General features: G+C 34.5%; 24 protein-coding genes. 6 read left to right on the top strand and 18 right to left on the bottom strand.

The genetic code is table 11. The annotated features are described in order from the left end of the window. Positions 1–97: 97 nt before the first annotated feature. From pgi to tviB, 15 genes are all read right to left on the bottom strand, one after another. Positions 98–1,768, bottom strand: coding sequence for a glucose-6-phosphate isomerase (gene pgi / locus MKL51_RS19850; RefSeq protein ID WP_017482344.1), 1,671 nt, complete (start codon positions 1,766–1,768; stop codon positions 98–100). After that, positions 1,765–3,027 carry a UDP binding domain-containing protein gene (locus MKL51_RS19855; protein WP_017482345.1) on the bottom strand — a complete coding sequence of 421 codons (1,263 nt, stop codon included), beginning with the start codon at positions 3,025–3,027 and terminating at the stop codon, positions 1,765–1,767. Before MKL51_RS19855 ends, pgi begins: the two co-directional genes overlap by 4 nt. A 115-nt stretch (positions 3,028–3,142) precedes the next feature. Then, positions 3,143–4,018, bottom strand: a complete 876-nt coding sequence (gene galU, locus MKL51_RS19860; protein ID WP_017482346.1) for a UTP--glucose-1-phosphate uridylyltransferase GalU — start codon at positions 4,016–4,018, stop codon at positions 3,143–3,145. A gap of 23 nt (positions 4,019–4,041) precedes the next feature. Continuing rightward, complete coding sequence (locus tag MKL51_RS19865; RefSeq protein ID WP_017482347.1) at positions 4,042–4,659, bottom strand: sugar transferase; 618 nt, start codon at positions 4,657–4,659, stop codon at positions 4,042–4,044. A 34-nt stretch (positions 4,660–4,693) separates the two neighbouring features. Further along, positions 4,694–5,497: a glycosyltransferase gene (locus tag MKL51_RS19870; RefSeq protein WP_017482348.1), complete on the bottom strand. Its 804-nt coding sequence runs from the start codon at positions 5,495–5,497 to the stop codon at positions 4,694–4,696. Continuing rightward, positions 5,490–6,377, bottom strand: coding sequence for a glycosyltransferase family 2 protein (locus MKL51_RS19875; protein ID WP_017482349.1), 888 nt, complete (start codon positions 6,375–6,377; stop codon positions 5,490–5,492). Before MKL51_RS19875 ends, MKL51_RS19870 begins: the two co-directional genes overlap by 8 nt. Continuing rightward, the gene (locus tag MKL51_RS19880; RefSeq protein ID WP_017482350.1) at positions 6,377–7,345 is read right to left on the bottom strand and encodes an EpsG family protein; all 969 of its coding nucleotides are present in this window, start codon (positions 7,343–7,345) and stop codon (positions 6,377–6,379) included. Before MKL51_RS19880 ends, MKL51_RS19875 begins: the two co-directional genes overlap by 1 nt. A gap of 34 nt (positions 7,346–7,379) precedes the next feature. Continuing rightward, positions 7,380–8,477 carry a glycosyltransferase gene (locus MKL51_RS19885; RefSeq protein WP_017482351.1) on the bottom strand — a complete coding sequence of 366 codons (1,098 nt, stop codon included), beginning with the start codon at positions 8,475–8,477 and terminating at the stop codon, positions 7,380–7,382. A gap of 33 nt (positions 8,478–8,510) precedes the next feature. After that, a complete protein-coding gene (gene wecB / locus MKL51_RS19890) occupies positions 8,511–9,647 on the bottom strand; it encodes a non-hydrolyzing UDP-N-acetylglucosamine 2-epimerase (protein ID WP_017482352.1) in 1,137 nt (378 codons plus the stop codon). Next, positions 9,644–10,906 (bottom strand): flippase, encoded by a 1,263-nt coding sequence (locus MKL51_RS19895; protein ID WP_017482353.1) that lies wholly within the window; start codon positions 10,904–10,906, stop codon positions 9,644–9,646. Before MKL51_RS19895 ends, wecB begins: the two co-directional genes overlap by 4 nt. A gap of 43 nt (positions 10,907–10,949) precedes the next feature. After that, a complete protein-coding gene (rfbC, locus tag MKL51_RS19900; protein WP_017482354.1) occupies positions 10,950–11,516 on the bottom strand; it encodes a dTDP-4-dehydrorhamnose 3,5-epimerase in 567 nt (188 codons plus the stop codon). A gap of 57 nt (positions 11,517–11,573) precedes the next feature. Further along, positions 11,574–12,467: a glucose-1-phosphate thymidylyltransferase RfbA gene (gene rfbA, locus MKL51_RS19905; protein ID WP_270904391.1), complete on the bottom strand. Its 894-nt coding sequence runs from the start codon at positions 12,465–12,467 to the stop codon at positions 11,574–11,576. Continuing rightward, positions 12,467–13,372 carry a dTDP-4-dehydrorhamnose reductase gene (rfbD, locus tag MKL51_RS19910; protein ID WP_017482356.1) on the bottom strand — a complete coding sequence of 302 codons (906 nt, stop codon included), beginning with the start codon at positions 13,370–13,372 and terminating at the stop codon, positions 12,467–12,469. The genes rfbA and rfbD overlap by 1 nt, the downstream gene beginning before the upstream one ends. Positions 13,373–13,388: 16 nt before the next feature. Then, a complete protein-coding gene (rfbB, locus tag MKL51_RS19915) occupies positions 13,389–14,465 on the bottom strand; it encodes a dTDP-glucose 4,6-dehydratase (protein WP_017482357.1) in 1,077 nt (358 codons plus the stop codon). A gap of 22 nt (positions 14,466–14,487) precedes the next feature. Further along, positions 14,488–15,765 carry a Vi polysaccharide biosynthesis UDP-N-acetylglucosamine C-6 dehydrogenase TviB gene (gene tviB, locus MKL51_RS19920; protein ID WP_017482358.1) on the bottom strand — a complete coding sequence of 426 codons (1,278 nt, stop codon included), beginning with the start codon at positions 15,763–15,765 and terminating at the stop codon, positions 14,488–14,490. Between the two features lie 162 nt (positions 15,766–15,927). Here tviB and MKL51_RS19925 point away from each other — a divergent pair, with 162 nt between their 5' ends. From MKL51_RS19925 to MKL51_RS19945, 5 genes are all read left to right on the top strand, one after another. Continuing rightward, positions 15,928–17,070: a polysaccharide biosynthesis/export family protein gene (locus tag MKL51_RS19925; RefSeq protein WP_001190673.1), complete on the top strand. Its 1,143-nt coding sequence runs from the start codon at positions 15,928–15,930 to the stop codon at positions 17,068–17,070. Position 17,071: 1 nt separating this feature from the next. Beyond that, the gene (locus tag MKL51_RS19930; protein WP_017482359.1) at positions 17,072–17,500 is read left to right on the top strand and encodes a low molecular weight protein-tyrosine-phosphatase; all 429 of its coding nucleotides are present in this window, start codon (positions 17,072–17,074) and stop codon (positions 17,498–17,500) included. Between the two features lie 21 nt (positions 17,501–17,521). Then, positions 17,522–19,717, top strand: a complete 2,196-nt coding sequence (locus MKL51_RS19935; RefSeq protein ID WP_017482360.1) for a polysaccharide biosynthesis tyrosine autokinase — start codon at positions 17,522–17,524, stop codon at positions 19,715–19,717. A gap of 193 nt (positions 19,718–19,910) precedes the next feature. Then, a complete protein-coding gene (locus MKL51_RS19940; protein WP_000030410.1) occupies positions 19,911–20,633 on the top strand; it encodes an FKBP-type peptidyl-prolyl cis-trans isomerase in 723 nt (240 codons plus the stop codon). 49 nt (positions 20,634–20,682) lie between these two features. Next, entirely contained in the window at positions 20,683–21,378 is a 696-nt protein-coding gene (locus tag MKL51_RS19945) for an FKBP-type peptidyl-prolyl cis-trans isomerase (RefSeq protein ID WP_000724220.1), read from the top strand. 45 nt (positions 21,379–21,423) lie between these two features. Here the strand turns inward: MKL51_RS19945 and murJ are convergent, their stop codons facing one another. Continuing rightward, positions 21,424–22,974 (bottom strand): murein biosynthesis integral membrane protein MurJ, encoded by a 1,551-nt coding sequence (murJ, locus tag MKL51_RS19950; protein WP_171063707.1) that lies wholly within the window; start codon positions 22,972–22,974, stop codon positions 21,424–21,426. Positions 22,975–23,046: 72 nt separating this feature from the next. Further along, entirely contained in the window at positions 23,047–23,616 is a 570-nt protein-coding gene (gene ampD, locus MKL51_RS19955) for a 1,6-anhydro-N-acetylmuramyl-L-alanine amidase AmpD (protein ID WP_000810005.1), read from the bottom strand. A gap of 171 nt (positions 23,617–23,787) precedes the next feature. On the opposite strand from ampD, the gene nadC reads away from it, so the two are divergent. Further along, positions 23,788–24,633, top strand: a complete 846-nt coding sequence (gene nadC, locus MKL51_RS19960) for a carboxylating nicotinate-nucleotide diphosphorylase (protein WP_000026927.1) — start codon at positions 23,788–23,790, stop codon at positions 24,631–24,633. Here the strand turns inward: nadC and MKL51_RS19965 are convergent. Continuing rightward, entirely contained in the window at positions 24,630–24,797 is a 168-nt protein-coding gene (locus tag MKL51_RS19965; RefSeq protein ID WP_000938939.1) for an ABZJ_00068 family colistin stress protein, read from the bottom strand. The genes nadC and MKL51_RS19965 overlap by 4 nt on opposite strands. Positions 24,798–25,108 lie beyond the last annotated feature (311 nt).

Genomic DNA, 25,108 nt, shown 5'->3' on the forward strand with positions numbered 1-25,108 from the left:
AAAGAGCTTTATCTCAATTCAAGAAAGGTAGGTAATTGATATTTAGAAAAATTAAATAATCAATTTTTTAAATCTTACTCTAGTGTTATCTGAAATTTTATCCATCAACTTTTTCTAATAAAATTTTAATTAATCCACGCGTTGAAGCATCAAGTGTTGAAAGATCGTTTTGAGCACCATTTAAAATCGGAAGTAGTTGATCGGCGATCTGTTTACCTTTTTCTACACCCCATTGATCAAACGGATTAATATTCCAGATTACAGATTGAACAAATACTTTATGCTCATATAAAGCAATCAACATCCCTAAACTATAGGGATTTAGTTCTTTTAAAAGTAATGTTGAACTTGGCTGGTTTCCTTCATATTGCTTATGAATAGGCAAGTTCTCTAGTTCTTTCGTATCTAGTGCTTCATTACCAAAAGCTAATAAACGTGATTGTGCCAAACAATTTGATAATGCAAGATGATGCTGTTCAATCAATGCCTCAGCATTTTCTACATAAGTAAAATGGTCTGCATTATAACGTTGCACAGGGGCAATAAAATCACAACTTACCGCCTGAGTTCCTTGATGGAGCAACTGATAAAAGGCATGTTGAGCATTTGGTCCCACTTCCCCCCATACAATTGGGCAAGTATCTAATTCGACTTTCTGCCCACCTCTCTGTACAGATTTACCGTTAGACTCCATTTCAAGCTGCTGTAAATAAGCAGCAAAATACTTTAATCTCCCATCATAGGGTAATACTGCATGGGTCTGAATATTTAAAAAATTATTATTCCAGATTCCCAATAATGCCATGAGAACCGGTATATTTTGCTCAAAACTTGTATGTTGAAAATGTTCATCAATAGCATGGGCTCCAGCTAAAAGCTGTTGGAAACCTTTAACGCCGATTGTCAAAGCGATAGGGAAACCAATACAAGACCAGAGAGAATAGCGACCACCCACCCAATCCCAAAGTAGCAACTGGTTTTCAGGGGCAATTCCCCAGTCTGTCATCTTATCAGCTTTTGTAGACACACCAATAAAGTGACTTTTTACAACTCGGTCATGCTTTCCTAAAGCTTTTTCAAGCCACTGACGAACTGTTTGTGCATTTGATAAAGTATCAATGGTACCAAATGACTTTGAGGAAATAATAAATAAAGTTGTTTCCGGGCGCAGCTTATGTAGTTTTTCAGAAAGCTGACTGCCGTCCATTGTAGAAACAAAGTGTACATTTAAAGGCTTTACTGTCTGTACTTTAAAGTCAGACAATGCGTGAGTGACCATGAGTGGACCTAAATCAGATCCCCCCACTCCAATATTCACAACATCCTGAATGACTTCGCCTGTAGCGCCACGATATTGTCCAGCATGTATTTTCTCAACCAACGCATACATACGCTGCAATTGTTCATGGACTTGTTTAGTTAATCCTGGAAATTTAGAATACTCTGATGGTAAGCGTAAAGCCCAATGCATTGCCGCACGCTGCTCGGTACAGTTAACTTTATCTTGAGAAAATAAGCGTTCAATCCAGTGCGTCAATTGTTTAGATTTTGCTAAAGATACTAACTGTTCTAAAACATTTTTATTGACACGGTGCTTACTATAATCAAAAACCAGTTGATCGAACTTTACAGAGTATTGCTGAAATCGATCAGACTCTGATGCAAATAGTTCTTTTATATGTAGATTCGAATTTTTCTCAACCAAAGAATGAAGCTGAGCGATAGGCGAAACTAACTCTTTAGGAAACTTTTCGATAGATTTATTCATAATCGACCTACCCCTTCATAAGCAAAACCCTTAGATTTGACATATGCTGGATCATAAATATTACGCCCATCCAAAATCAGTGGATGTAGCATTAATTGTTGTAAATAGTTAAAGTCGGGACTCCAATATTGCTTCCATGCTGTAACCAGACACAGGGCATGTGCCCCTTGTGCTGCTTCATATCGATCAGCACATAAAATCAGGTCTTCACGACTGCCATATATGCCTGCAATTTCCTCAAGAGCTTGTGGATCATGTAACCGAACTTTCACACCTTGAGCCCATAAAGCAGCTAATAAAATATGAATAGGAGAATTGTGCGTACTTGGAGTATTCTCTTTAAAAGAAGCTCCCCAAATTGCGACAGTTTTTCCACTCAAGTCACAATGATAATAGTTCCATAATTTACGGAATAAAATTTCTTTTTGTTGTTCGTTAATCGCCCAAACTTGTTCTAATAGTCGGCTTTTCACACCTGTTTCAGAAACTGTACTGGAGAGTGTAAGAATATCATGTGAAAAATTTTCACCACCAAATCCAACGCCTGCTGACAAGTAAGCTGCGCCAATACGTGTATCTGCAGCAATGCCATGCTTTACATTGGCAATATCAATGCCCAATTTTTCCGCAACTAGTGCAAGGTCATTCATATAACTAATTCTAGTTGCCAACATGCCTGAAATACTGAGCTTAGTAAATTCGGCATCCAAAATCGGCATGAATAAATATTGATAGCTAAAACGGAAGAATGGACGCAATAACTCTTGCATCGTATCTTGAGCAGAGTTTGATTCAACTCCAACAATGACATGTTTTACATTCAATACACTATTAATTGCATTTCCTTCCTGAATCACGTCAGGAAAATAAACCCATTCGTCTTTAGGTAAATGATGCTTTAATTTAGCGGTGCCATGTAAACCAAAGGTAGAACCATTTACCATTAATCTCGGATGAACAATTGGACGTTCACTTAACTTCTCAACTGTTTTTAAAGCAAATTCTATTTGTGTTGGACTAAAACAAAATAAATAAACTTCAATATCTAAAGGAATTTGAGAGAATGAACATTCTATTAAAAAACCAGCTTTCCTTTGTTTATTTAAATAATTATTAACTTCTTGATCTTGATATGAAAGTACAGATATATTTTCCTCACAGGTGACACTTGTACACCAATAGATCTGATTACCATATTCAGCTAATAACGCTGCCATTACACCAGCATGTAAGGTGGTTCCAAACACCGCGATTTTCATTGCACACCTGTTTTTAATATTCTGTAGAGTTCTCTTCCATTTACGGGAAGAGAATATATTGCTTAACTCATATATTGATTAAATTTTACAAATATTTAATTAGAGCTACAAAAAATTATAATTTAAGTTCATGAATCAACTGCTTAAAATCATTTCCCAATTTAGGATGCTCAATACCATAGTGAAGTACAGCTTTTAAATAACCAAGCTTACTACCACAGTCAAAAGTTTGACCCCGCATACGATAAGCTTCCACCCTATCTGTTTGCTGTAGCACAGCAATCGCATCTGTCAATTGAATCTCACTACTTGCACCTTTAGGAATGTTCTCTAAAAGGTGCATAATTTTTGCTGGTAATACGTAACGACCAACCACAGAGAGATTTGAAGGGGCAGACCCAATCGGTGGCTTTTCAATAATATCCTGTATAGCTATACTTTCACCTACATCTGGTATTCTCGTGACATCAACAATCCCATATTGGTCTACCAAATCATCAGGTATTGCTTCTACCATAATTTGTGCGGCTTTACTCTCAGCATACCGAGCGACCATCTGGGATAAATCATTTTTTTCTGAGTTATCTTTAACTAATACATCTGGTAACAATACCGCAAAATCATCATTGCCGATTACACTTTTTGCGCATAAAACAGCATGCCCTAGCCCTAACGGCTGAGGTTGGCGCACACTAACAATGCTTACATTTGAAGGCAAAATATCAGTAATTTCTTTAAGTAAATCAAATTTCTGTTTTTCTTTTAATATTGTTTCTAACTCAAAATCATGATCAAAATAATCCTCAATAGCAACTTTAGCCGAATGCGTTACAAAAATAATTTGCTCAATACCCGCTTCGACTGCCTCACGTACTACATATTCAATAGCAGGTCGGTCAACTACCGTAACCATTTCTTTAGGAATAGACTTACTTGCAGGCAAAAAACGTGTACCTAAACCAGCAACTGGTAAAACTGCTTTTTTGATCATATGGCTAACTTTATAACTAACAATTAATATTGTACTTCATCTTTTTTTGGCGAACCTGAAAAGCGGCTTGCTCCCACTAACTGATCTGGTGCATTAATACCTTCTTTCTTCAGCATAACCTGTACTGTTTTTAACATAATTTTAAAATCTAACCAGATATTATGCTTCTCAACATATTCAACATCTAATTCAAATTTTTCTTCCCAACTTAAATTATTACGACCACTTACTTGAGCAAGGCCAGTCATACCAGGCCTTACCTCATGGCGACGCATTTGTCTTGGAGTGTAGTGCTGCATAAAATCAGCAAGTTGAGGACGAGGCCCCACAATACTCATATCACCCTTTAATACATTAATAAGCTGTGGCATTTCGTCTAAGGTAGTAGAACGTAATTTTTGTCCAAAAGGAGTTATTCGTTCTTCATCTGGTAAAATATTGCCATCCTGATCCACTCCATCCTTCATTGAACGAAACTTAATCATTTTAAACAATTTACCATCTTTGCCTGGACGTTCTTGCAAGAAAAAAACAGGAGAACCTAAATTTTTCCGAACTTTATAAACTACAATCAGAAAAACAGGCATTAGAATAAGTAAGGCAAATAGGGAAATAAAAATATCTAAAAGCCTCTTTAACATCTTAATATACCTACAATTTTCATTTTAAATTACATTATATGTGAAACTGGTTTAAGCATTTTTTGTTAAGCTTACTACGGTCAATGTCATAAAACCATCCCCATTTATTGAAGTATTGTATAGCACTTTTCAGATGAGCTTTAAGTAATTGTTTGTTTTTGTATGATGCTTGTTCGTGAACATGTACTATTTGAGCATGTGGATAATATATAGCACCAAAACTCTCAGCACAACGCCTTGATAAATCCACATCTTCCATATACATAAAGAATCTCTCATCAAAGCCTTTAAGATCTAAAAGAGCACTAGAGCGAAATAACATAAAACAACCAGAAAGGTAAGGAGCAAAAATAGGTTGTTGAATAGAGTAACCTTTTAATAAATATTCTTGGTCTAGACTCATAGCCCATTTTTTGGAAAATCTTCGAGCAAAAAGATTCAATGGAGTAGGTAAAAGGCGTGCACCAAATTGGTTTTCCCCATTAGTATAAACAATCTTTGGAAGAAATAATCCCTCATTACACTGACTTGCAAACTTGACTAAATTATCAAATTCAGATTCTTCAAACATAATATCAGGATTACAAATCAGGAAAAAATCACAATCAGTAGCATATTTATTTATCGCTTGATTGTGACCATATCCAAAACCAAAATTTCCTTTTGATTTCAAATAAATAACCTTATCATGTTCAAAGGTAGATGCCCAATCACTTTCATCGTTATCAACTAAAATAATTTTTTTGATATGATTTGAAGCTATTAAACAATTCAATGTATCTTGAAGCTCAACATATGTGTGTTTGTAAATTACAATAGATGAAACTATCTTAATCATTAGCAGTTTCCCGTTTTGCTATACCATCTCTTAAACCCTTGAAATATGATTTTAAATAGCCAGATTTATTTCTTTCAAAACTAATTAAAATAATCTGATGGATGAAACTAAAAAATATTTCACGAATAGCTAATATTACAGGTACATGAGGTTCGCGCATCATATAAAATGCATTACGAACTCTATAGTAACGACGAAAAGCTGAATGGACAGGAACATTAAAAAATTTAAGATTAATAACATTATCACCAATTGTATGGCGCATAACCGCTTTTGCAGAAATAAAGTTTTTATAACCTAAGCTTTCAGCGCGCAAACACCATTCTGTATCTACATAATCAATAAAGTAATTATCCCTCATTAAACCAACCGTTTTTAATGTATTGACGGATATCATTGATCCAGACGAAATCAATAATGTTGAATGAATTGGTTTATCTATATTGGAAACATCATGTTTTATACGAAAGCCATTTTTTGTAACACTAATCGTTTTATAATAAAAATTATACCTATCATCTATAAAACGTGGCCCAATAGCTCCTATTTTAATATTATCATGAATTAATAACTCATAATCTGAATATAAATTTTCAATATAATCCTCGGGAATTGAACTATCTTGATCAAAAAACAAAATCTGCTCTGCGCCTAATTCGATTGCTTTTTCGACTCCCTTATTTTGAGCCGTAGCAATACCTAGATTATTATTAAGTTTATATATCCTTCCTCCAATATTATTTAATTCTTCTAATTCATTAATATTTTTTGAACCATTATCAACAACAATAGCTTTTACAGATTGTTTTTTCAACTGTAAAATGAGGTTGGATAAATTTATTAAATTAGGATTAAATGTTACAATTATTGCAATAATCATTAGTTACCCCAGTTCATAAAGTTAATTAAAGAGTTTTCAGACAAATAATATAATCTAATAAAATAAAAAGAGAACAACATTAGTGTTAAGAAACTATAATAAAAGAAATACTTATTTTGCTTTAAAAAACTTAAAGTAAACAACACAAAGAAAAGTGATAATTCTAAAAATCTAATAGCAATTACTGGATAGTTAGAATATAAAAAAACATATGTCAACATAAGAAAAAAAGAAATATAGAGACTTGTTAAATCAATAAGACTTTCAACCTTTCTAAAATAAAATCCTATATATATATATATAATAGATAAAAAAACAAAGAATAATTTAGCAGAAAAAAAGGTCGTTACCTCATTATATTCATAACTATCATAACTCTCCTGATAAGGACTAAATTTTAATAGTGTAAAAATTAAAAAATTTATTAAAAAAGCTAAAAAAAATGCATAGCTTTTATTTTTAAAAAATTCATAGATTAATTTTGCCACGAAAACAATAAATAACGAATAATGAGTTAAAACGGATAACAAATAAAATAAATTTTTCAACCTCTTATCTTTGCAAGAAAGACCATAAATATAAAATGCCATACCGAGTCCAACCCGAATTTGTGTTAGATCCCATAAAGCAAAGAAAACCACAAAGTAAAATGAACAAAAGAAAAATATATTTATAAATTTTACATCTCTTCTTATTATAAAATTAGGAATACTTAAGATTTTAAAAAAAATAGAACCCAAAAAAAATAACAATAACAATATACCAAATTCAAGATTGAAGCTTTTCAACAAATTTACTAATATGTGAAAAACTGGCTCAATAGTTTTTGGCATTTCATAATAATAATAATAATAATACCCCATGTAGTCTTTTGAAAAGCTTGGACCTTGCAAAGAGAAAATATAAGAAATTAAAAAAAGTAACGGACTAATTAATAAAATTATAAAATTATTTTTTCTAACAAGCATATTTAATCCAACCTATTTAAAACTAATTAAAATTTTATAGAACACTACAATAAGCTTGGTAAGTCTGTACCGCCGTATTATACCAACTAAAACGTTTAATTAAATTAGCTTCAGGAGTCTGACTTTCATGTGCTAATTTCATTGCTTGATGAATAGATTTCTCGCTATATGGATCACATATAAAAACATGTTTATCAATTAAACCATCAAAATATGTATGCGTTGGGCAAAAATCACTTTCAGAAACAACTAAATTTAAACCACTTCCAATAGCCTCTAAAGAACTTAGGCCAGGTGACTCACGGAAAGAAGCTAAAATATGTACTTTATGCTGTTGAAACATATTACCTAAAGTTTTCTGATCTATATTTTGCGTAATGAGGTCGATTTTACTTTGGTTCTCACATATAGTTCTGACTTTGTTTACATAATTAACATTATTTTGTGTAAAACCACCTACCAAGGTTAAATTATATGCATTCTCTTTAGCTATCTTAGCTAACATTAATTGATTTTTAATAGGCTCAATTCGAGCTGCAGAGATAAAACCATTTCTATTAGAATTATTTGAAAATAAAAATTTATCAAAATCCACACTATTAGGAATAACACTATAATTTGTATAAGATTCATTAAAAAGCTTATTAATTATTTGCATTTCCTCTTCAGAATTAGGTAAGAAAATATCAAATTCTTTTAAAAAATTTTTAACTTTATTTTTATATTTATTTGTAGCTGAAGTTGGCTTACCAATTATTTTAGAAATAAAAGCTTCAGAATGATTATATAAATGATATAAGTTTCGAAAACCTTCTCCATTACAAAAGATACCAAATTTAGCGAAATTTACAATAAAGCGTGCATGACTTAAGTCCCAATAAATGGTTGAAAGAACTGTTATACAGCCTAATTCTTTAGCTTCACTCAAGTATTTACTACTTTCTTCCAATGTTTGCATATTAAAAATATGTACAATATCTGGCTGAAATTTTTTTAGGTCTTGATGAGTTTCCATAACTTGGATTTCTACATTATAGTTTTTTTCAATTTCAGCTTTCGTTTGCAACATTTGGACTACATCCCCCCCTAATGTAGATTTCCAATTTTCTCGAATACAATATGCAATTTTCATAATTTTCCTTAAAAACCAATATATTAAGCTCAGTTAAAGACTTTTATTAAAAATTTTTAAAATTCGATAACATGCTTTTCCATCCCCATAAGGGTTATGAGCATGAGCCATTTTCTCATATTCAACTTTATTATCAATTAATGTTTGTGCTTCTTTGATTAATATATTTTTATCTGTTCCAACTAGTTTTACCGTTCCAGCTTTGACTGCTTCTGGTCGTTCTGTTGTATCTCTCATAACTAAAACAGGCTTACCTAAAGAAGGCGCCTCTTCTTGAATGCCCCCACTATCAGTAATAATAAAATATGACTCATTCATCATATAAATAAATTCTTCGTACTGAAGTGGATCAATCAAATATACATTCGTCAAATCAGAAAGAATCTCGTTTACTGGTTTTTGCACATTTGGATTTAAATGTACTGGATAAACAATATCAATATCTGGATTATTCTTTGCTAACTCTTTTAGCCCTTCACAAATATTGATGAATCCTTGACCAAAATTCTCACGTCTATGTCCAGTAACTAAAATTATTTTTCTTTTTTGATCAAGTTGATATTGTTCAGAAATTTTAGATTTAATTTTTTCTTTAAGTGTCGGTTGACTTTCAATTCGCTGTAAAACATACATTAAAGCATCTATAACTGTATTACCAGTAACATAGATATCTTGCTGTTTTTTTCCTTCTTTTAAGAGGTTTTCTTCACTTTGCTGAGTTGGAGCAAAATGATAATTGGCTAAAATACCTGTTAACTGCCTATTGCCTTCTTCTGGCCAAGGCGAATAAATATCATTTGTTCTTAAGCCTGCTTCTACATGCCCCACTTTAATCTTTGCATAAAAAGCTGCCAGGCTAGCGGATAAGGTAGTTGTTGTATCACCATGTACCAAAACAACATCTGGTTCGAAATCATTTAATACAGATTTCATGCCTATTAGTACATTTGAAGTAATATCATATAAATCTTGCCCAGGTTTCATGATGTTTAAATCATAATCTGGCTTTATATCAAATATTTCTAACACTTGATCTAACATTTGTCTATGTTGAGCGGTTACACATACTTTAGTTTCAAAGCTATTAATGTTTTTTTGAAACTCTTTCACTAAAGGCGCCATTTTAATGGCTTCAGGACGTGTTCCAAACACAATTAATATTTTTTTCATAATTTCAACCTAAAAATAAGTACTAACATAGATAATGTTAAAAGGATTTCACCAAATATCATTGAAAATAATATACCATCAATCATAAAATGAGGAATTAGAATAATATTCAATATAACCGTAGCTGAGGCAGCAACTACAAATGAATATGTGTACACTTTATCTTTCCTCATTGCGGTTAGATATTGAATACCAATAATATTATTAATTACACCAAAAAATAACCAAATCATCATTACAGCCAACACATAGCTATAATTAATAAACTCTATTCCATAGATTAAATTAACGATAGGCTTAGATAATAAAGCAACGGTTACACTCAGTATTAATGCAATTCCACCCACTATAGTAAATATTTTTTTAATATATGGCTTTGCTAGATTTTCTTGATTAACTTTAGTGCAACTTATTGGGTATAAAGCCTGAGTCACAGGAGTAAATAATCCAACAATAGCTCTGAAAAGTTTTTCGGATGCTGAATAATAACCAACAATAGTATTACTTGATACAAAAGATAAGATAATTGTACCTGAAGAAGTCAACAAATTACTTAGTGCAGAGGTTAAAAATAAATGCATCCCACCTTTTACATGGGAAGTCACCACATTAAATTTTTGGACACTAAATTTAACATTAAATTTTTTATAGATTAAATATAAAGAGTAACTACCTGCCAATATTGCGCCTAAAGAGGTTAATAAAGGTACTAAATAATAATCAGAAGCTTGTTTTACAAATATAAAAATTGCTATTGTGAATAGAGTTTTAGTTACTATATTAATTATTGTAATATATTTCATTTTTTCTACCCCCTGAAAAAACCATATAGGGAATAGGACCTGACCTAATACTGTTCCAAAAGTTAAAAAATAGAGTTCTGGATCTGAACTAAACTTATCAAAAAAAGAAACCAATACTATAAGTATTACAAATGATATAACTAAAAGAAAAAATTTAATAATCATTACACTACTAAAAATCTCATTTAACTTCTCTTTATTTTCTTTATGTACTGCCACCTCTCTAGTTGCTGTAAAATTAAAACCATAATCAGTTAATACTATAAAATAACTAATTATGGCTGTTGCAAAAGCTAATGTACCAAACTTTTCTGCACCCAATATACGTACAAGATAAGGTAAAGTAAGTAATGGTAAAATATAGTTAAGCCCCTGTAATGTTGCTAGTGAAATAAAGTTCCCTAGAAATCTTTTATTTTCAGGGTTAGCTATCAATTTATTTAACTTAGCAAACAATTTACAGGCTCTTTTAGAATATATAAATAAATTTAATGATTAATTAATCAAATAACTTTGCATCTTCTAGCTTCGATGCAATTTTATCTTTATCACTCACTAAAACTTGATCGATATGATTTAAAGGCCAATCAATCGCAATAGATGGATCATTCCAAACAATCGCTCCTTCGCTTTCTTTATTATAATAATTCGTAGTTTTATACAAAAACTGTGTATTATCTTCTAAAGCGACGAAACCATGTGCAAATCCAGCTGGAATCCAAAATTGCTTATGATTTTCCCCAGTTAGTTCAATACCAACCCATTGACCAAAAGTTGGAGAACTTTTGCGAATATCAACAGCAACATCCCAAGCTTTACCCTGTACAACTCGAACTAACTTACCTTGCGCATATGGGTTAAGCTGATAATGCAATCCTCTTAAAACACCTTTTTGAGATAAAGAATGATTGTCTTGAACAAATTGAGGAATATCTAATCCACGTTCGTCTAACGCTTCCTCAAAAGCTTTTTGGTTAAAACTTTCCATAAACCAGCCACGGTCATCACCAAAAACTTTAGGCTCTAAAATTAAAAGACCCTTAATCTTTGTTTCAATTACATTCATTCTTTTATCTCTATACTTTAAAATATTTACAATTAACTATAAGTTACTACGAGAACATTAATTTTTTTGATGTTCAGCATGTAATTTAAATAAATATTGACCATAGCCTGTTTTCTTAAAGAAGTTTGCACGTTTAAGGAGTTGCTCTTCATCAATCCAACTATTGTTAAATGCAATTTCTTCTAAACAAGCAATTTTTAAACCTTGACGATGCTCTACAGTTTGAACAAACTGACTCGCTTCAAGCAATGAATCATGCGTACCTGTATCTAACCATGCAAATCCACGCCCTAACAACTCAACATTCAACGCTTCTTGTTGGAGATAAACATTATTTACGTCGGTAATTTCTAACTCACCTCGATGTGAAGGTTTAATATTTTTCGCAATATCAACTACTTTATTGTCATAGAAATAAAGACCTGTAACAGCATAGTGTGATTTTGGATGTTCAGGCTTTTCTTCAATACTTAAAGCTCTTCCATTTTCATCAAAATCAACAACTCCGAAACGCTCTGGATCATTTACATAATAACCAAATACAGTTGCACCAGTCGCTTTTTCAGTTGCTCGCTTTAGCTGAGTTCCGAAACTTTGGCCATAGAAAATGTTATCACCTAGAATTAAGCAAACATTATCTTCACCTATAAATTCTTCACCCAAGATAAATGCCTGAGCTAAACCATCAGGAGATGGCTGTATTTTATAAGAAAGCTTTAAACCAATTTCTTCACCAGTACCTAAAAGCTTTTCATAATTAGCTAGGTCTTCAGGAGTAGAAATAATTAAAATCTCGTTAATTCCTGCCAACATCAATACAGACAATGGATAATAAATCATTGGCTTATCATAAATTGGCAATAATTGTTTTGATGTACCCATTGTGATTGGGTATAAACGAGTTCCTGAACCACCAGCAAGAATAATACCTTTACGTTTTACTTGGCTCATTAAATAATTTCCTCTAAAACTTGTGCTACACCTAACTTCCAATTCGGCAGGTGTATTTTAAAATTTGCTTGTAGTTTATTTGTATTTAAACGGGAATTTAAAGGTCGTTTAGCTGGAGTAGGGTATGCAGTCGTTTCAATTGCATTTACTTTTTGAATTGCTAAAGATTGTCCTTTTTGTTTAGCTAGCTCAAAAACAAATTGCGCATAGTCGAACCACGAGCATTCACCAGCAGCAGCCAAATGATAATGCCCTAATAAATCTTTTTGTTGCTGAGCACCCAGTAATGAATAATACTTTAATGCTTGTGCTGTCACATCCGCAATAAGAGCAGCCCCTGTCGGCGCACCAATCTGGTCATGAATAATACTTAGCTCTTCACGATTTGACGCTAATTTCAACATCGTTTTTATAAAGTTATTACCATGTGAACCATAGACCCAACATGTTCTGAAGTTGATAAAAGCACAGCTACTTTGCTCAAGTGCAATTTCACCCAGACGCTTCGTATTTCCATACAAATTTACTGGATCCGTTAAGTCACTCTCAGACCATGCTTTTGTTCCTTCACCATTGAAAACATAATCCGTTGAATAATGAACGAGTAAAATATGATGAATCTGACAAAGTTCAGCTAGATTTTTGACAGCGAGATGATTAATTAAATCAGCATTTTCTTGATCTGATTCAGCTTTATCAACCGCGGTATATGCAGCTGCATTTACAATTATATTTGGCTGAACTTTTTCAATAGTCTGTTTAATTTGATCAAAATTAGCCAAATCACCACTTAAACCATCTAAACTTGTAGAACGATCAAGTGCAATCACTTCACCAAGCGGTTGCAGAGCACGCTGTAACTCCCAACCGACTTGTCCATTTTTTCCGAGCAATAATATTTTCATGGTTACCACTCAAAAATTAGGCTTTTTTTGCCTGATATTGTTGTTGTACCCAGTTTTTATATTCACCGCTTTGTACGTTTTCAACCCATTCTTGGTTGTTTAAGTACCATTCAACAGTTTTACGCAGGCCTGTTTCAAAACTTTCTTCTGGCACCCAACCTAAATCTTCTTTAATTTTCGTTGCATCAATTGCATAGCGCAGGTCATGACCAGGGCGATCTTTAACATAAGTAATTAAATCAGCATAATGGGCCACGCCTTCAGGTTTATTTGGCGCAAGCTCTTCGAGCAACTGGCAAATTGATTTTACAACATCAATATTTTTTTGTTCATTATGACCGCCAATATTATAAGTTTCACCCACTGTAGCTTCAGTAACAACTTTATAAAGTGCACGCGCATGATCTTCAACATATAGCCAATCACGAATTTGGTCACCTTTACCATAAATTGGTAAAGCTTTCCCTTTTAATGCATTCAATATCACTAAAGGAATTAATTTTTCTGGGAAGTGATATGGACCATAGTTATTAGAACAATTCGTAATTACTACTGGCAAACCATAAGTACGATTCCAAGCACGTACTAGATGATCTGAACTCGCCTTACTTGCAGAATATGGAGAACTTGGCGCATAAGATGTCGTTTCATGAAATAAATCATCTGTCCCTTCAAGATCGCCATACACTTCATCGGTTGAGATATGATGAAAACGAAACGCTGTTTTTTTATCGTCACTTAAATTATTCCAATAATGACGTGCAGCTTCTAATAATTGATATGTGCCAATAATGTTGGTTTCAATGAATGCAGCAGACCCCGTAATTGATCGATCTACGTGGGATTCTGCTGCTAAATGCATAACTAAGTCTGGCTGAAACTCTTTAAATAAAACATCCAAGGCTTTACGGTCACAGATATCAGTTTGAGAAAATTGATATCTTGAATTTTGGTCAACTTCTTTAAGTGATTCTAGATTTCCTGCATATGTCAATTTATCAACATTAAGAACATCATTATTAGTATTTTTGATAATATGACGAACAACAGCAGAACCAATAAAACCTGCTCCACCTGTAACTAAAATTTTCATAAAATTCCTATGTTAGTAATCTTTACAGTCGAATATCACTTTGTTCTTTATTTAAAACATATTTTAAATCGTATAAAACATGTTTTTCTTTGCCTAACGAAACAAGTTCCTGTGTAGACATTTTTTTAAACTGGTCATGTGCAACCGCAATTACGATAGCGTCATACCGACCTTGTTTTAATTCCATGATTGGAGCTAACCCATACTCTGCTTCAACCTCAGCACTATCTACCCAAGGATCATAGATATCAAGATCTAAATCGTATTCTTTTAGTGCTTTAACCATATCTACAATCTTAGTATTTCGTATATCTGGGCAGTTCTCTTTAAAACTCAAACCTAAAATTAATATACGAGCACCAACAACTTGGATACGTTTCTTTACCATTTCTTTGATCAATTGGGTTGCAACATATTCACCCATACGATCATTTAAGCGACGAGCTGCCAAAATAATTTCTGGATGTAAACCAATTGACTCTGCTTTATGCGTTAAATAATACGGATCAACACCAATACAATGACCACCAACTAAACCAGGTCTAAAGTTTAAAAAATTCCATTTTGTACCTGCTGCCTTGAGTACATCTTCTGTATCGATACCCATTTTATTAAAAATCAGAGCCAACTCATTGATTAAAGCGATATTCACATCTCTTTGTGTATTTTCAATGACTTTAGCAGCCTCAGCGACTTTGATACTCGGGGCCTTATGTGTACCCGCCTCAATAATTAAATTATATACTTGATCAACATAGTCAGTGACCTCTGGAGTCGAACCTGAGGTAATTTTTAAAATATTAGTGACACGTCGTTGTTTATCACCAGGATTAATACGTTCTGGACTATAACCAACAAAGAAATCTTTATTAAAATTTAAACCGGAATGTTTTTCTAATTCGGGTATACAAACCTCTTCTGTCGCACCAGGATAAACCGTTGACTCATAAACAACGATATCGCCTTTTTTTAGAACTTTAGCAATGCTTTGGGATGCTTTTATGAGAGGGGTCAAGTCAGGTTGTTTAAAATCGTCAATGGGTGTTGGCACAGTGACAATGAAAAAGTTTATATTCTGTAAGTCTTGAATATGTGCTGTATACGACAAATGCTGTACGTGTTTTAACTCATCAGAAGTCACTTCTAATGTATGGTCATATCCGTTTTTTAACTCTAATATCCGATTTTCATTTATATCAAATCCGATTGTAGGTTTATGTTTACCAAATTCAACTGCTAAAGGTAATCCAACATACCCTAAGCCGATAATTGCTATTTTTAGTTGCTCAAGTTGAAACATATATAAAACCTAACCATTTAATTTTAAATGGAGAAACATCATGGATACGACCTACTACGTTAATATAGCAGACTTTAAACAAAATTTTCTCGAAATATACAATCACTGCTTGGCAAATAAAGTATGATTTGGGTTAATTATAGACTACAATCCAATGTCTTCATGCAAAGTATCATTGGATTACAAACAATAAAGGGTTTGAATGTGAAGCATCAAAGCACATTATTATTTTTAGCCATTTCACTTTCGTTTACAGGATGCGCAGTCACCTCAGGCTTACAAACTTACGACCTACCTGAACAAGGTACGTTTAAAACAGAACAAGGAGCAGAGGTTTCTGTTGTTCAACTCACCCAAAACAATATTCCAAAGATTAGTTCTGAGGCTTTGCGTCCACAAGGAAATATAAGCGCCTTATTTAATACTCCTTTTTATCAATACCGCTTAAGTGCTGGGGATGTTTTATCTATTCAGCTTTGGGCTTATCCTGAAATTACTCCTCCTATTCAAGGTGCCTCTACTGATATTAAAGCATTTGGATACCCTATTGATTCTGCAGGAAATGTACAGTTACCACTTGTAGGCCAAGTTCACATTGCAGGGAAAACACTGGCTGAGACCAATAAATATTTACGAAGTCAATTTGCTAAGTATTTAAAAACACCTGATGTTGTAGTTCGCGTGTTGTCATATCAAGCTAAACGCTATTTTGTTAATGGTCAGGTTATGAAAAGTGGACAATACACTTTAGATGATCAACCAATTAGTATTTATACAGCCTTAAGTATGGCTGGAGGTGTAAATCAAGAGTCTGGTGATAATACTGATATTCAACTCATTCGTAATGGCGAAGTTTATAATTTAAATGTCGTTGCACTTGAGAAACAAGGTTATTCACTACACAAATTATTAGTCCAACCCAATGATACAATTTATGTAAATACTAAACAAAATCAAAAACTCTATGTTATGGGTGAGTCTAATAAAAGTTCAGCAATTCCATTACGAGATCAAGGTATGACTTTAAGTGATGTATTGGGCGAGAGTGAAGGTGTTAATCCATACTCGGCAAGTGCAGCTCGTATTTATGTCATGCGTACAGATTTACAAACAAAAAGATCAACAATCTATCAGCTCAATTTGAGTAGTATTGGTAACCTTGCATTATCTAATCAATTCCAAATGCAAAAAAATGATATTGTTTATATTGATGCAACTGGTTTAACACGCTGGCAGCGTATTATGAACCAGATTGTACCATTCTCAAGTGCACTCTATACATTTGATCAATTGGGTAAAAACTAGAATGCAGTTACAAAATATCTTAGTAGTCTGTGTAGGTAATATTTGCCGCAGTCCAATGGCAGAATACTTTTTAAAGGCCCAACATCCTACATTAAATATCTCATCTGCTGGTATTTCAGCCCTAGTAGGTCATACTGCAGATGACAAAGCGATTCATTGTATGGATCAGTTGAATATTGATATGAGACCACACGTGGCTCGCCAGCTCAGTGCTGAATTGATCAAACAAAATGATTTGATTTTAGTAATGAGCAATAATCAGCAAAAGCATATTGAACAAACTTGGCCATTTGCTAAGGGTAAAATTTTTAGACTTGGCCATTGGCAAGGACAAAATGTACCTGATCCTTATCAGCATGACCAAGCTTTTTTTGATCAGACTTGCCGCAACATTCAAAGCTATGTGCAAGATTGGCGCACTCAATTATAATTGTATATTAGTTGTAAATTTATGAACCAAAACTCTAAAACTAGCGAAGATAGCATCGATTTAAAAGAGTTATTCTTTTCATTGATTGCACAGTGGAAAATCATAGCATGCTGCGTGGTCTTAAGTTTAATTTGTGCCTCGCTATACTTACGGATAACGCCAGATACTTATTCTGTAGATGCAATGGTACAAGTTGAGGACAGTAAAGGCGCTGCCTCTGCTGCTTTGCTTGGTGACCTTTCTAAAGTCAGTGGAGGTCTATCTCAAAAATCACCAGCTGATCCAGAAATAGAGATTCTTCGTTCTAGAATGGTTTTAGGACAAGTCATTCAGAACCTTAATCTTGATATTAACGTCAAAGATAACCAATCAGGATTGATCGACAAGTTAATTTCACAAGATAAGAGTAGACTTGAGTATCGTCATGAATCTGTACTGTACAGTAATCAAAATAATAATTTGATTATACGAGAACTTAAAGTACCTGAATATTATTTAGATAAACCCTTAAAGTTAGAGTTCAAAGGTGCAAATCAATTCACTTTAACATACAAAGATCAAGTTGTATTTAATGGTCAATTAAACAAAAAAAATATACTAAATACAAATAGAGGTCTTTGGCAGGTACAACTTAATGCTCAAGGTAACCTGAAAGAACAAAGCTATACTTTAACTAAACTCGCTCTACCAACAGCCGTTAAAAATTTTAATGATATCTATAGTGTTGCTGAAAAAGGTAAAGTGACTGGTGTTATTGGTTTAAATTATCTAGGCCAAGATCCAGAACACATCACTCAAGTACTTAATAATGTTCTAACTGTTTATCACCAACAAAACATTGAGCGAAAGTCTTTAGAATCTAAACAAACTTTAGCTTTTCTTGAGAAACAATTACCAGAGCTTCGAAAGCAGCTAGAAGATTCTGAGATCAAGTTTAACCAATTTCGTGAAAAGTATAAAACAGTCGATGTAAATGCTGAGTCGGAGCTATTACTTAAGCAAAATATTGATTTAGAAAAGCTTAAAATCGAGCTACAACAGAAACAAGCTGAGCTTTCTGCTAAATATACCAATGATCATCCATTAATCCGTCAAATCGATGCACAAATTACAGAGATTAATAAAAAGATTGCTGATCTTAATAATCGTTTAACTCAACTTCCTGAAACACAACGTTTATATTTACAACTATATCGTGATGTAAAAGTAAACACAGAGCTCTATACGTCGTTACTAAACAGTTATCAACAGCTTAAAATTGCTAATGCAGGTGAGATTGGTAATGTTCGCATTATTGATACTGCTGTAGAACCTGTTAAACCTATTAAACCTAAGAAATTAATTGTTCTAATACTTTCTATTTTTGTTGGTGGTTTTATCGGTGTATTAATTGCATTATTACGTAATATGATGCGTAGCGGAGTTAATGATTCAACTCAAATTGAAAATGAATTAGATTTACCAGTTTATGCGACTGTACCTCGTTCTCCTATTCAAGAAACTCGTATGAATATCTTGAAAAAGAAAAAGAGTATTCCTATTTTGGCAGTTAAAAGTAGTGATGATATTGCGATTGAAAGTTTGCGTAGTATTCGTACAGCCATTCACTTCGCTTTAACCTCAGCAAAAAATAATATTATTATGATTGCTGGCCCGTCTCCAGAAGTCGGTAAATCATTTATTTCAACTAACTTAGCGACTATTTTCGCACAAGGGAATAAACGTGTATTACTGATTGATGCTGATATGCGTCGTGGTTATATGCATAAATACTTCGATGTTGACGTGAAACCTGGTCTTTCTGAATTACTAAGTGGCCAAGCTGACTTGACACAAGTTTTACATAAAACGCAAGTTGCGAATCTCGACGTGATTACCCGTGGTAAGAGTCCAACCAACCCTTCAGAAATGTTGAGCTCTACCCAGTTCAAAGACTTACTAGAGAAGTTCCAAACTCAATATGACCATATCATTATTGATACTCCACCAGTACTTGCAGTCACTGACGGTATTATTATTTCACAATACACAGGTGTGAACTTAATTGTTGCCCGTTACATCAAATCTCATATGAAAGAGCTTGAATTAACCGTTAACCGCTTTGAACAAGCTGGTGTTAAAGTGAATGGCTTTATCCTTAACGATATTCAACGCTCTAGTGGCGGTGGTTATGGCTATAACTATGCTTATGCATATAAAGCACAAAAAGAAGATTAATTAAGAGTTTTCTTAAAAAGCCGGATCAAATGATCCGGTTTTTTTATTTGCTTTTTAAGTTTTGCCACATTAAAACTAACTAAAATATATAAAAAACCACTCGTTTTTTTTGTTAAACATTCTATGCTTAAGTCGAAGCATGCTAAGATCGAAGCAGCCTTTTAGACTCAAATGATTATTTTTGGAACCTTTTATGAGTAAAGCCTTACCCATTGCTGTCGCTGTAGTTTTAGGCGGTGCTGCACTTGTACCTGTATATTATGCAACTCAACATCCGACCACAGAAGTCGGACGTAAAGCAGACAAAAATGCTTCTCCAATTCAAAAAATCAGTTACGTTCTTGGGTATGAAGTTGCTCAGCAAACTCCTCCTGAACTGGATACGAAAGCATTTGTTCAAGGGATCCATGATGCGCGTAATAAGCAGCCTAGTGCTTATACTCAAGAAGATTTAAAAGCTGCCGTTGCTGCTTATGAAAAAGAGTTACAACAAAAAATGCAGCATCAAGACAAACCTGAGCAAGCGGGTACAACTGCTGACTCTGCAGATGCTCAGTTCCTTGCAGAAAACAAAACGAAAGCTGGCGTAAAAACTACTGCATCAGGTTTGCAATATATCATTACTAAAGAAGGTACTGGTAAACAGCCAACTGCTCAGTCTATTGTTAAAGTACATTATGAAGGCCGCTTAATTAATGGACAGGTTTTCGATAGTTCTTATAAGCGTGGTCAACCAGTAGAATTCCCGCTTAACCAGGTCATTCCGGGTTGGACTGAAGGTCTTCAACTCATGAAAGAAGGTGGAAAAGCGACTTTCTTCATACCATCAAATCTTGCATATGGCCCACAAGAGCTTCCTGGAATTCCAGCAAACAGTACACTGATTTTTGATGTAGAACTCATTTCAGTGAAATAATAACAATCCAGGAGAGTCGTTATACTCTCCTGTTTTTTTGGAAAAAGACATGAAAAAAATCAGTTTGGTTATTGCAGCGTCAACGATGAGCTTATCTGTTTTTGCTGCTGCACCGATAACAAATAAAAGCCCGGCAAAAGATCAATTTAGTTATAGTTATGGTTATTTAATGGGCCGTAATAATACTGATGCGTTAACAGATTTAAATCTTGATATTTTTTACCAAGGTTTACAAGAAGGTGCTCAAAATAAGACAGCACGCCTAACTGATGAAGAAATGGCGAAAGCAATTAATGATTATAAGAAAACATTAGAAGCTAAACAGCTAGTCGAATTTCAAAAACAAGGTCAACAAAACGCTCAGGCTGGTGCAGCTTTTCTGGCAGAAAATGCTAAAAAATCTGGTGTGATTACGACTAAATCAGGTCTGCAATATCAGGTATTAAAAGAAGGCACTGGTAAAACACCTAAAGCCACCTCTCGTGTAAAAGTAAACTATGAAGGACGTTTACTCGACGGAACTGTATTTGATAGCTCAATTGCACGTAATCACCCTGTTGATTTCCAGTTAAATCAAGTGATCGCTGGATGGACCGAAGGCTTACAAACTATGAAAGAGGGCGGTAAAACCCGTTTCTTCATTCCAGCAAAACTTGCTTATGGTGAAGTTGGCGCTGGGGATAGTATCGGTCCAAATAGTACTTTAATTTTTGATATTGAGTTGCTACAAGTTTTGCCAAAATAATTTTCGAAGATAAAAAAAGCGATCTAAATTGATCGCTTTTTTATTTTAGTGTTTTAAATCTCTCGGTCGAAAACCCGTAAGGATTAAACCGATCAGGTAAGCAATTATCCCAACTACACATAGCCCTACGACTTCGGCAACACGTAACCACTGTGAAAGCTCTCCGTTATACCAATTGAGCCCAAACCAAAGCGCTGCAATCATGGCAAGGTTCGCTAAACCATATTGAAGTCCTAATTTCTTCCAATGCGGACCAAATCGGAAAATATTACGCTTATGCAAATAGAAGTAGAGTAAACCGGCATTTACTAACGCTGAACCTGAAGATGCTAGTGCAAGTGCCATATGTTCTGCATGCCAATCAATAAGCTTAAAGAAACCAATAAATACAACGTTTAAAATTGCATTAGCTGCGACCGACATTAAGCCTACGCGCACTGGTGTTTTTGTGTCTTGTTGTGCATAGAAACCAGGTGCAAATACTTTAATCAGCATGAAAGAAATTACACCTGCACTCATACATTGCAATGCTAGAGCTGTCATTTGTGTATCGCGTAAATCAAACTCACCACGTTGGAACAATGCCTGAATAATCGGTGTAGAAAGCATAAATAAAGCAATACTTGCTGGCAAACCAACCAACACAATCACTTTTGCTGCCCAATCGATCATACTGCGAAACTTCGCTTGGTCTTGTTCAGCATGACGTGCTGACAGTGAGGGTAAAATCACTGTACCAATCGCAACACCGATTAATCCTAAAGGTAACTCAGTCATACGTTCGGCACTGTAGAGCCAAGATACTGAACCATCTTGCATAAAAGATGCCCAAATCGTATTTAGCAATAGGTTAATCTGAGTCACAGATACACCAAATAATGCTGGAAGCATTAATTTTAAAATACGTTCTACACCTTCATGTTTAAAATCAACTTTCGGTGGAATCAGTAAGTTTTTACGCCATAACTCAGGAATTTGTATCGCTAACTGTAAAATACCAGCCGCAACAACTGACCAACCTAAAGCTTTGATTGGCTCAGCCATATACGGTGTAAGCCACCAAGCACCTGCAATCATTGCTACGTTCAGTAAAACAGGTGAAAAAGCTGGCGAGGCAAACGAGCCATAACTGTTTAAGATGCTGCTGGCAAAAGCCGTAAGCGACATAAACATTAAATAGGGAATGGTCAGACGGAACATACTGACCGCTAAATCAAACTTTTCAGGGTCATTATGGAAGCCCGGCGCATACATATAGATAATTGCTGGAGCTAAAACCATAGCCACAAAAGTCAGTAACGTCATGACTGTCAGCAAACAACCAAATACTCGACTAATTAAGATCTGCACTTCTGCATGCGCACGACCTGTTTTATATTCGGTCAATACCGGAATAAAAGCCTGTGAAAAAGCCCCTTCGGCAAACAACCGTCGAAAGAAGTTGGGAATACGAAAAGCCACAACGAAGGTATCGAAATCTTTACCCGCACCAAACACGTTGAGCAATACGACATCTCGTACTAAGCCCAATACCCGTGACAACATCGTCATCGCACTGACAATAAAAGTCGATCGCCATAATGCCATCGTACTCACCTACAGCTATATTCGAAAGTCGCTATTGTAATGAAACTAGAAAATCTTTTCGTTGTGAAATGATGAATGAACTCAAGTTTTTTTCTGTGCTAACAACTGCCTAAAGTGCTGCCATTTAAAATAAGGTCCCGGATCGGTTTTTCGGCCCGGTGCAATGTCTGAATGCCCTGCAATATGGTTTTTAATTTCAGGATAGGCCTGACGAATAGCAGTAACAACGTCAGTTAGCACTTCATATTGTACGTCTTCAAAAGGTAAATCATCACTTCCTTCAAGCTCAATACCAATTGAATAATCATTGCATTCAACTTTGGCTAAGTAGCTTGAACGCCCTGCATGCCATGCACGATCATTAAAGTTAACAAACTGTAGGACTTCACCTGTTCGTAAAATTAACAGGTGTGTAGAGACTTGCATACCTTCAATAGTCTGAAAATAGGGATGAACGGACCAATCTAATTTATTCTGGAAAAACTGTTCAATATAGCCTCCCCCAAACTGAGAAGGCGGCAAGCTTATGTTATGAACCACAATCATTTGTATTTCGGTACCAGCGGGACGCTGGTTAAAATTTGGAGAAGGTACTTGTCTCGCCCCTTTTAATTGTCCATCTATAACTTCATACGGTGTGATTTGCTTCATTGAGATGCCAATAAATTGCTTGCCAATTGTTTTAGTTTAAAACAGTTAATTGCTTTTCAGAGTAGTCAGTATGATTGTTTATCACGATTAATCTGATAAAACAGCTTATTTTTAAAGTCGACGGTGCTAATATATCGCAAGTTTTAGGGTCATCGACAAAATGGAAACCGTATGAGCATACCTCAGTCTTTGCTTGAACAGTCAATTCAAATCAATATTCAACAAGCATTACAAGAAGATATTGGGGACGGTGACATTACCGCCATGCTCACACCTGAAGATGAACAGGCTACCGCAACTATTATTAGCCGTGAAGATATGGTTTTAGCTGGACAGCCTTGGGTGAATGCGCTCATCTCAGCTTATGACAACACTGTACAGGTGACTTGGTTAAAACAAGAAGGTGACCGTGTTGCTGCAAATGAAGCCTTTTTAAAGCTTGCTGGTTCTGCACGTAGCTTACTGACTGTAGAGCGCCCTGCTTTAAACTTTATTCAAACATTATCAGCTGTTGCAACAAAAACTGCTGAATATGTTCAGCATCTTGAAGGTTTAAATACCAAACTTCTCGATACACGTAAAACTTTACCGGGCTTACGTATTGCACAAAAATATGCCGTAACCGTCGGTGGCGGACAAAATCACCGCCTCGGTTTATTTGATGCATTCTTAATTAAAGAAAATCATATTATGGCAGCGGGCGGTATTGCCCAAGCGATTGCAAAAGCACATCAAATTGCGCCGGGTAAACCTGTTGAAGTCGAAGTTGAAACTTGGGATGAGCTAAACCAAGCGCTTGAAGCAGGTGCGGACATTGTCATGCTCGACAACTTTAGCCAACAACAAATGATTGATGCTGTAAAACACGTGGCGGGTCGCTGTAAACTCGAAGCTTCGGGCAATATCACTATTGAAAACTTACGCGAAGTAGCGACTACTGGTGTCGACTATATTTCTATGGGCGTGTTGACTAAAGATGTCAAAGCCGTTGATTTATCAATGCGTTTTAATGCCTAAATAAAATCAGCATCATTATTGGTATTTTTTTGCGACTTGGTCATGTCTGCCGCTTGTGTTTTTTGCCATGCTGACTGAGTCGCTTGTGCCCCACTATCCCGTGGATCGGCAGCCATTAAAACAAATGTAACTACTGCTAATAATACAATAAAACCTTGTAGCATAAATTTTCCCCATCACTTTAAAAAATTAGGGTTTCAAGGTAAAAGATAAATATGACCAGGCTTAGGAGATTCTGTTACAAAAGGTAAGCCTTTATTTTTATTATTCATCTATACGACAAGTTATTGCCTCTCTTCATTTATATTTCCCAACATTAGATTGTGTGAGATGTCATCTACAACCTGCCCAAAATCTATAAATATATTGTTTTTGCAATAAATCAGATATATGCAGAAAGAGAACAGGTTTTGTAGATGACAAATGCATTTGGTTACTTTGGGCGAAACCAAAGTAACGAATTAGCTACTTCCAC

This window comes from Acinetobacter sp. AOR18_HL, assembly GCF_027855145.1.
In the GTDB taxonomy this organism is placed as follows: Bacteria; Pseudomonadota; Gammaproteobacteria; order Pseudomonadales; family Moraxellaceae; genus Acinetobacter; species Acinetobacter pittii.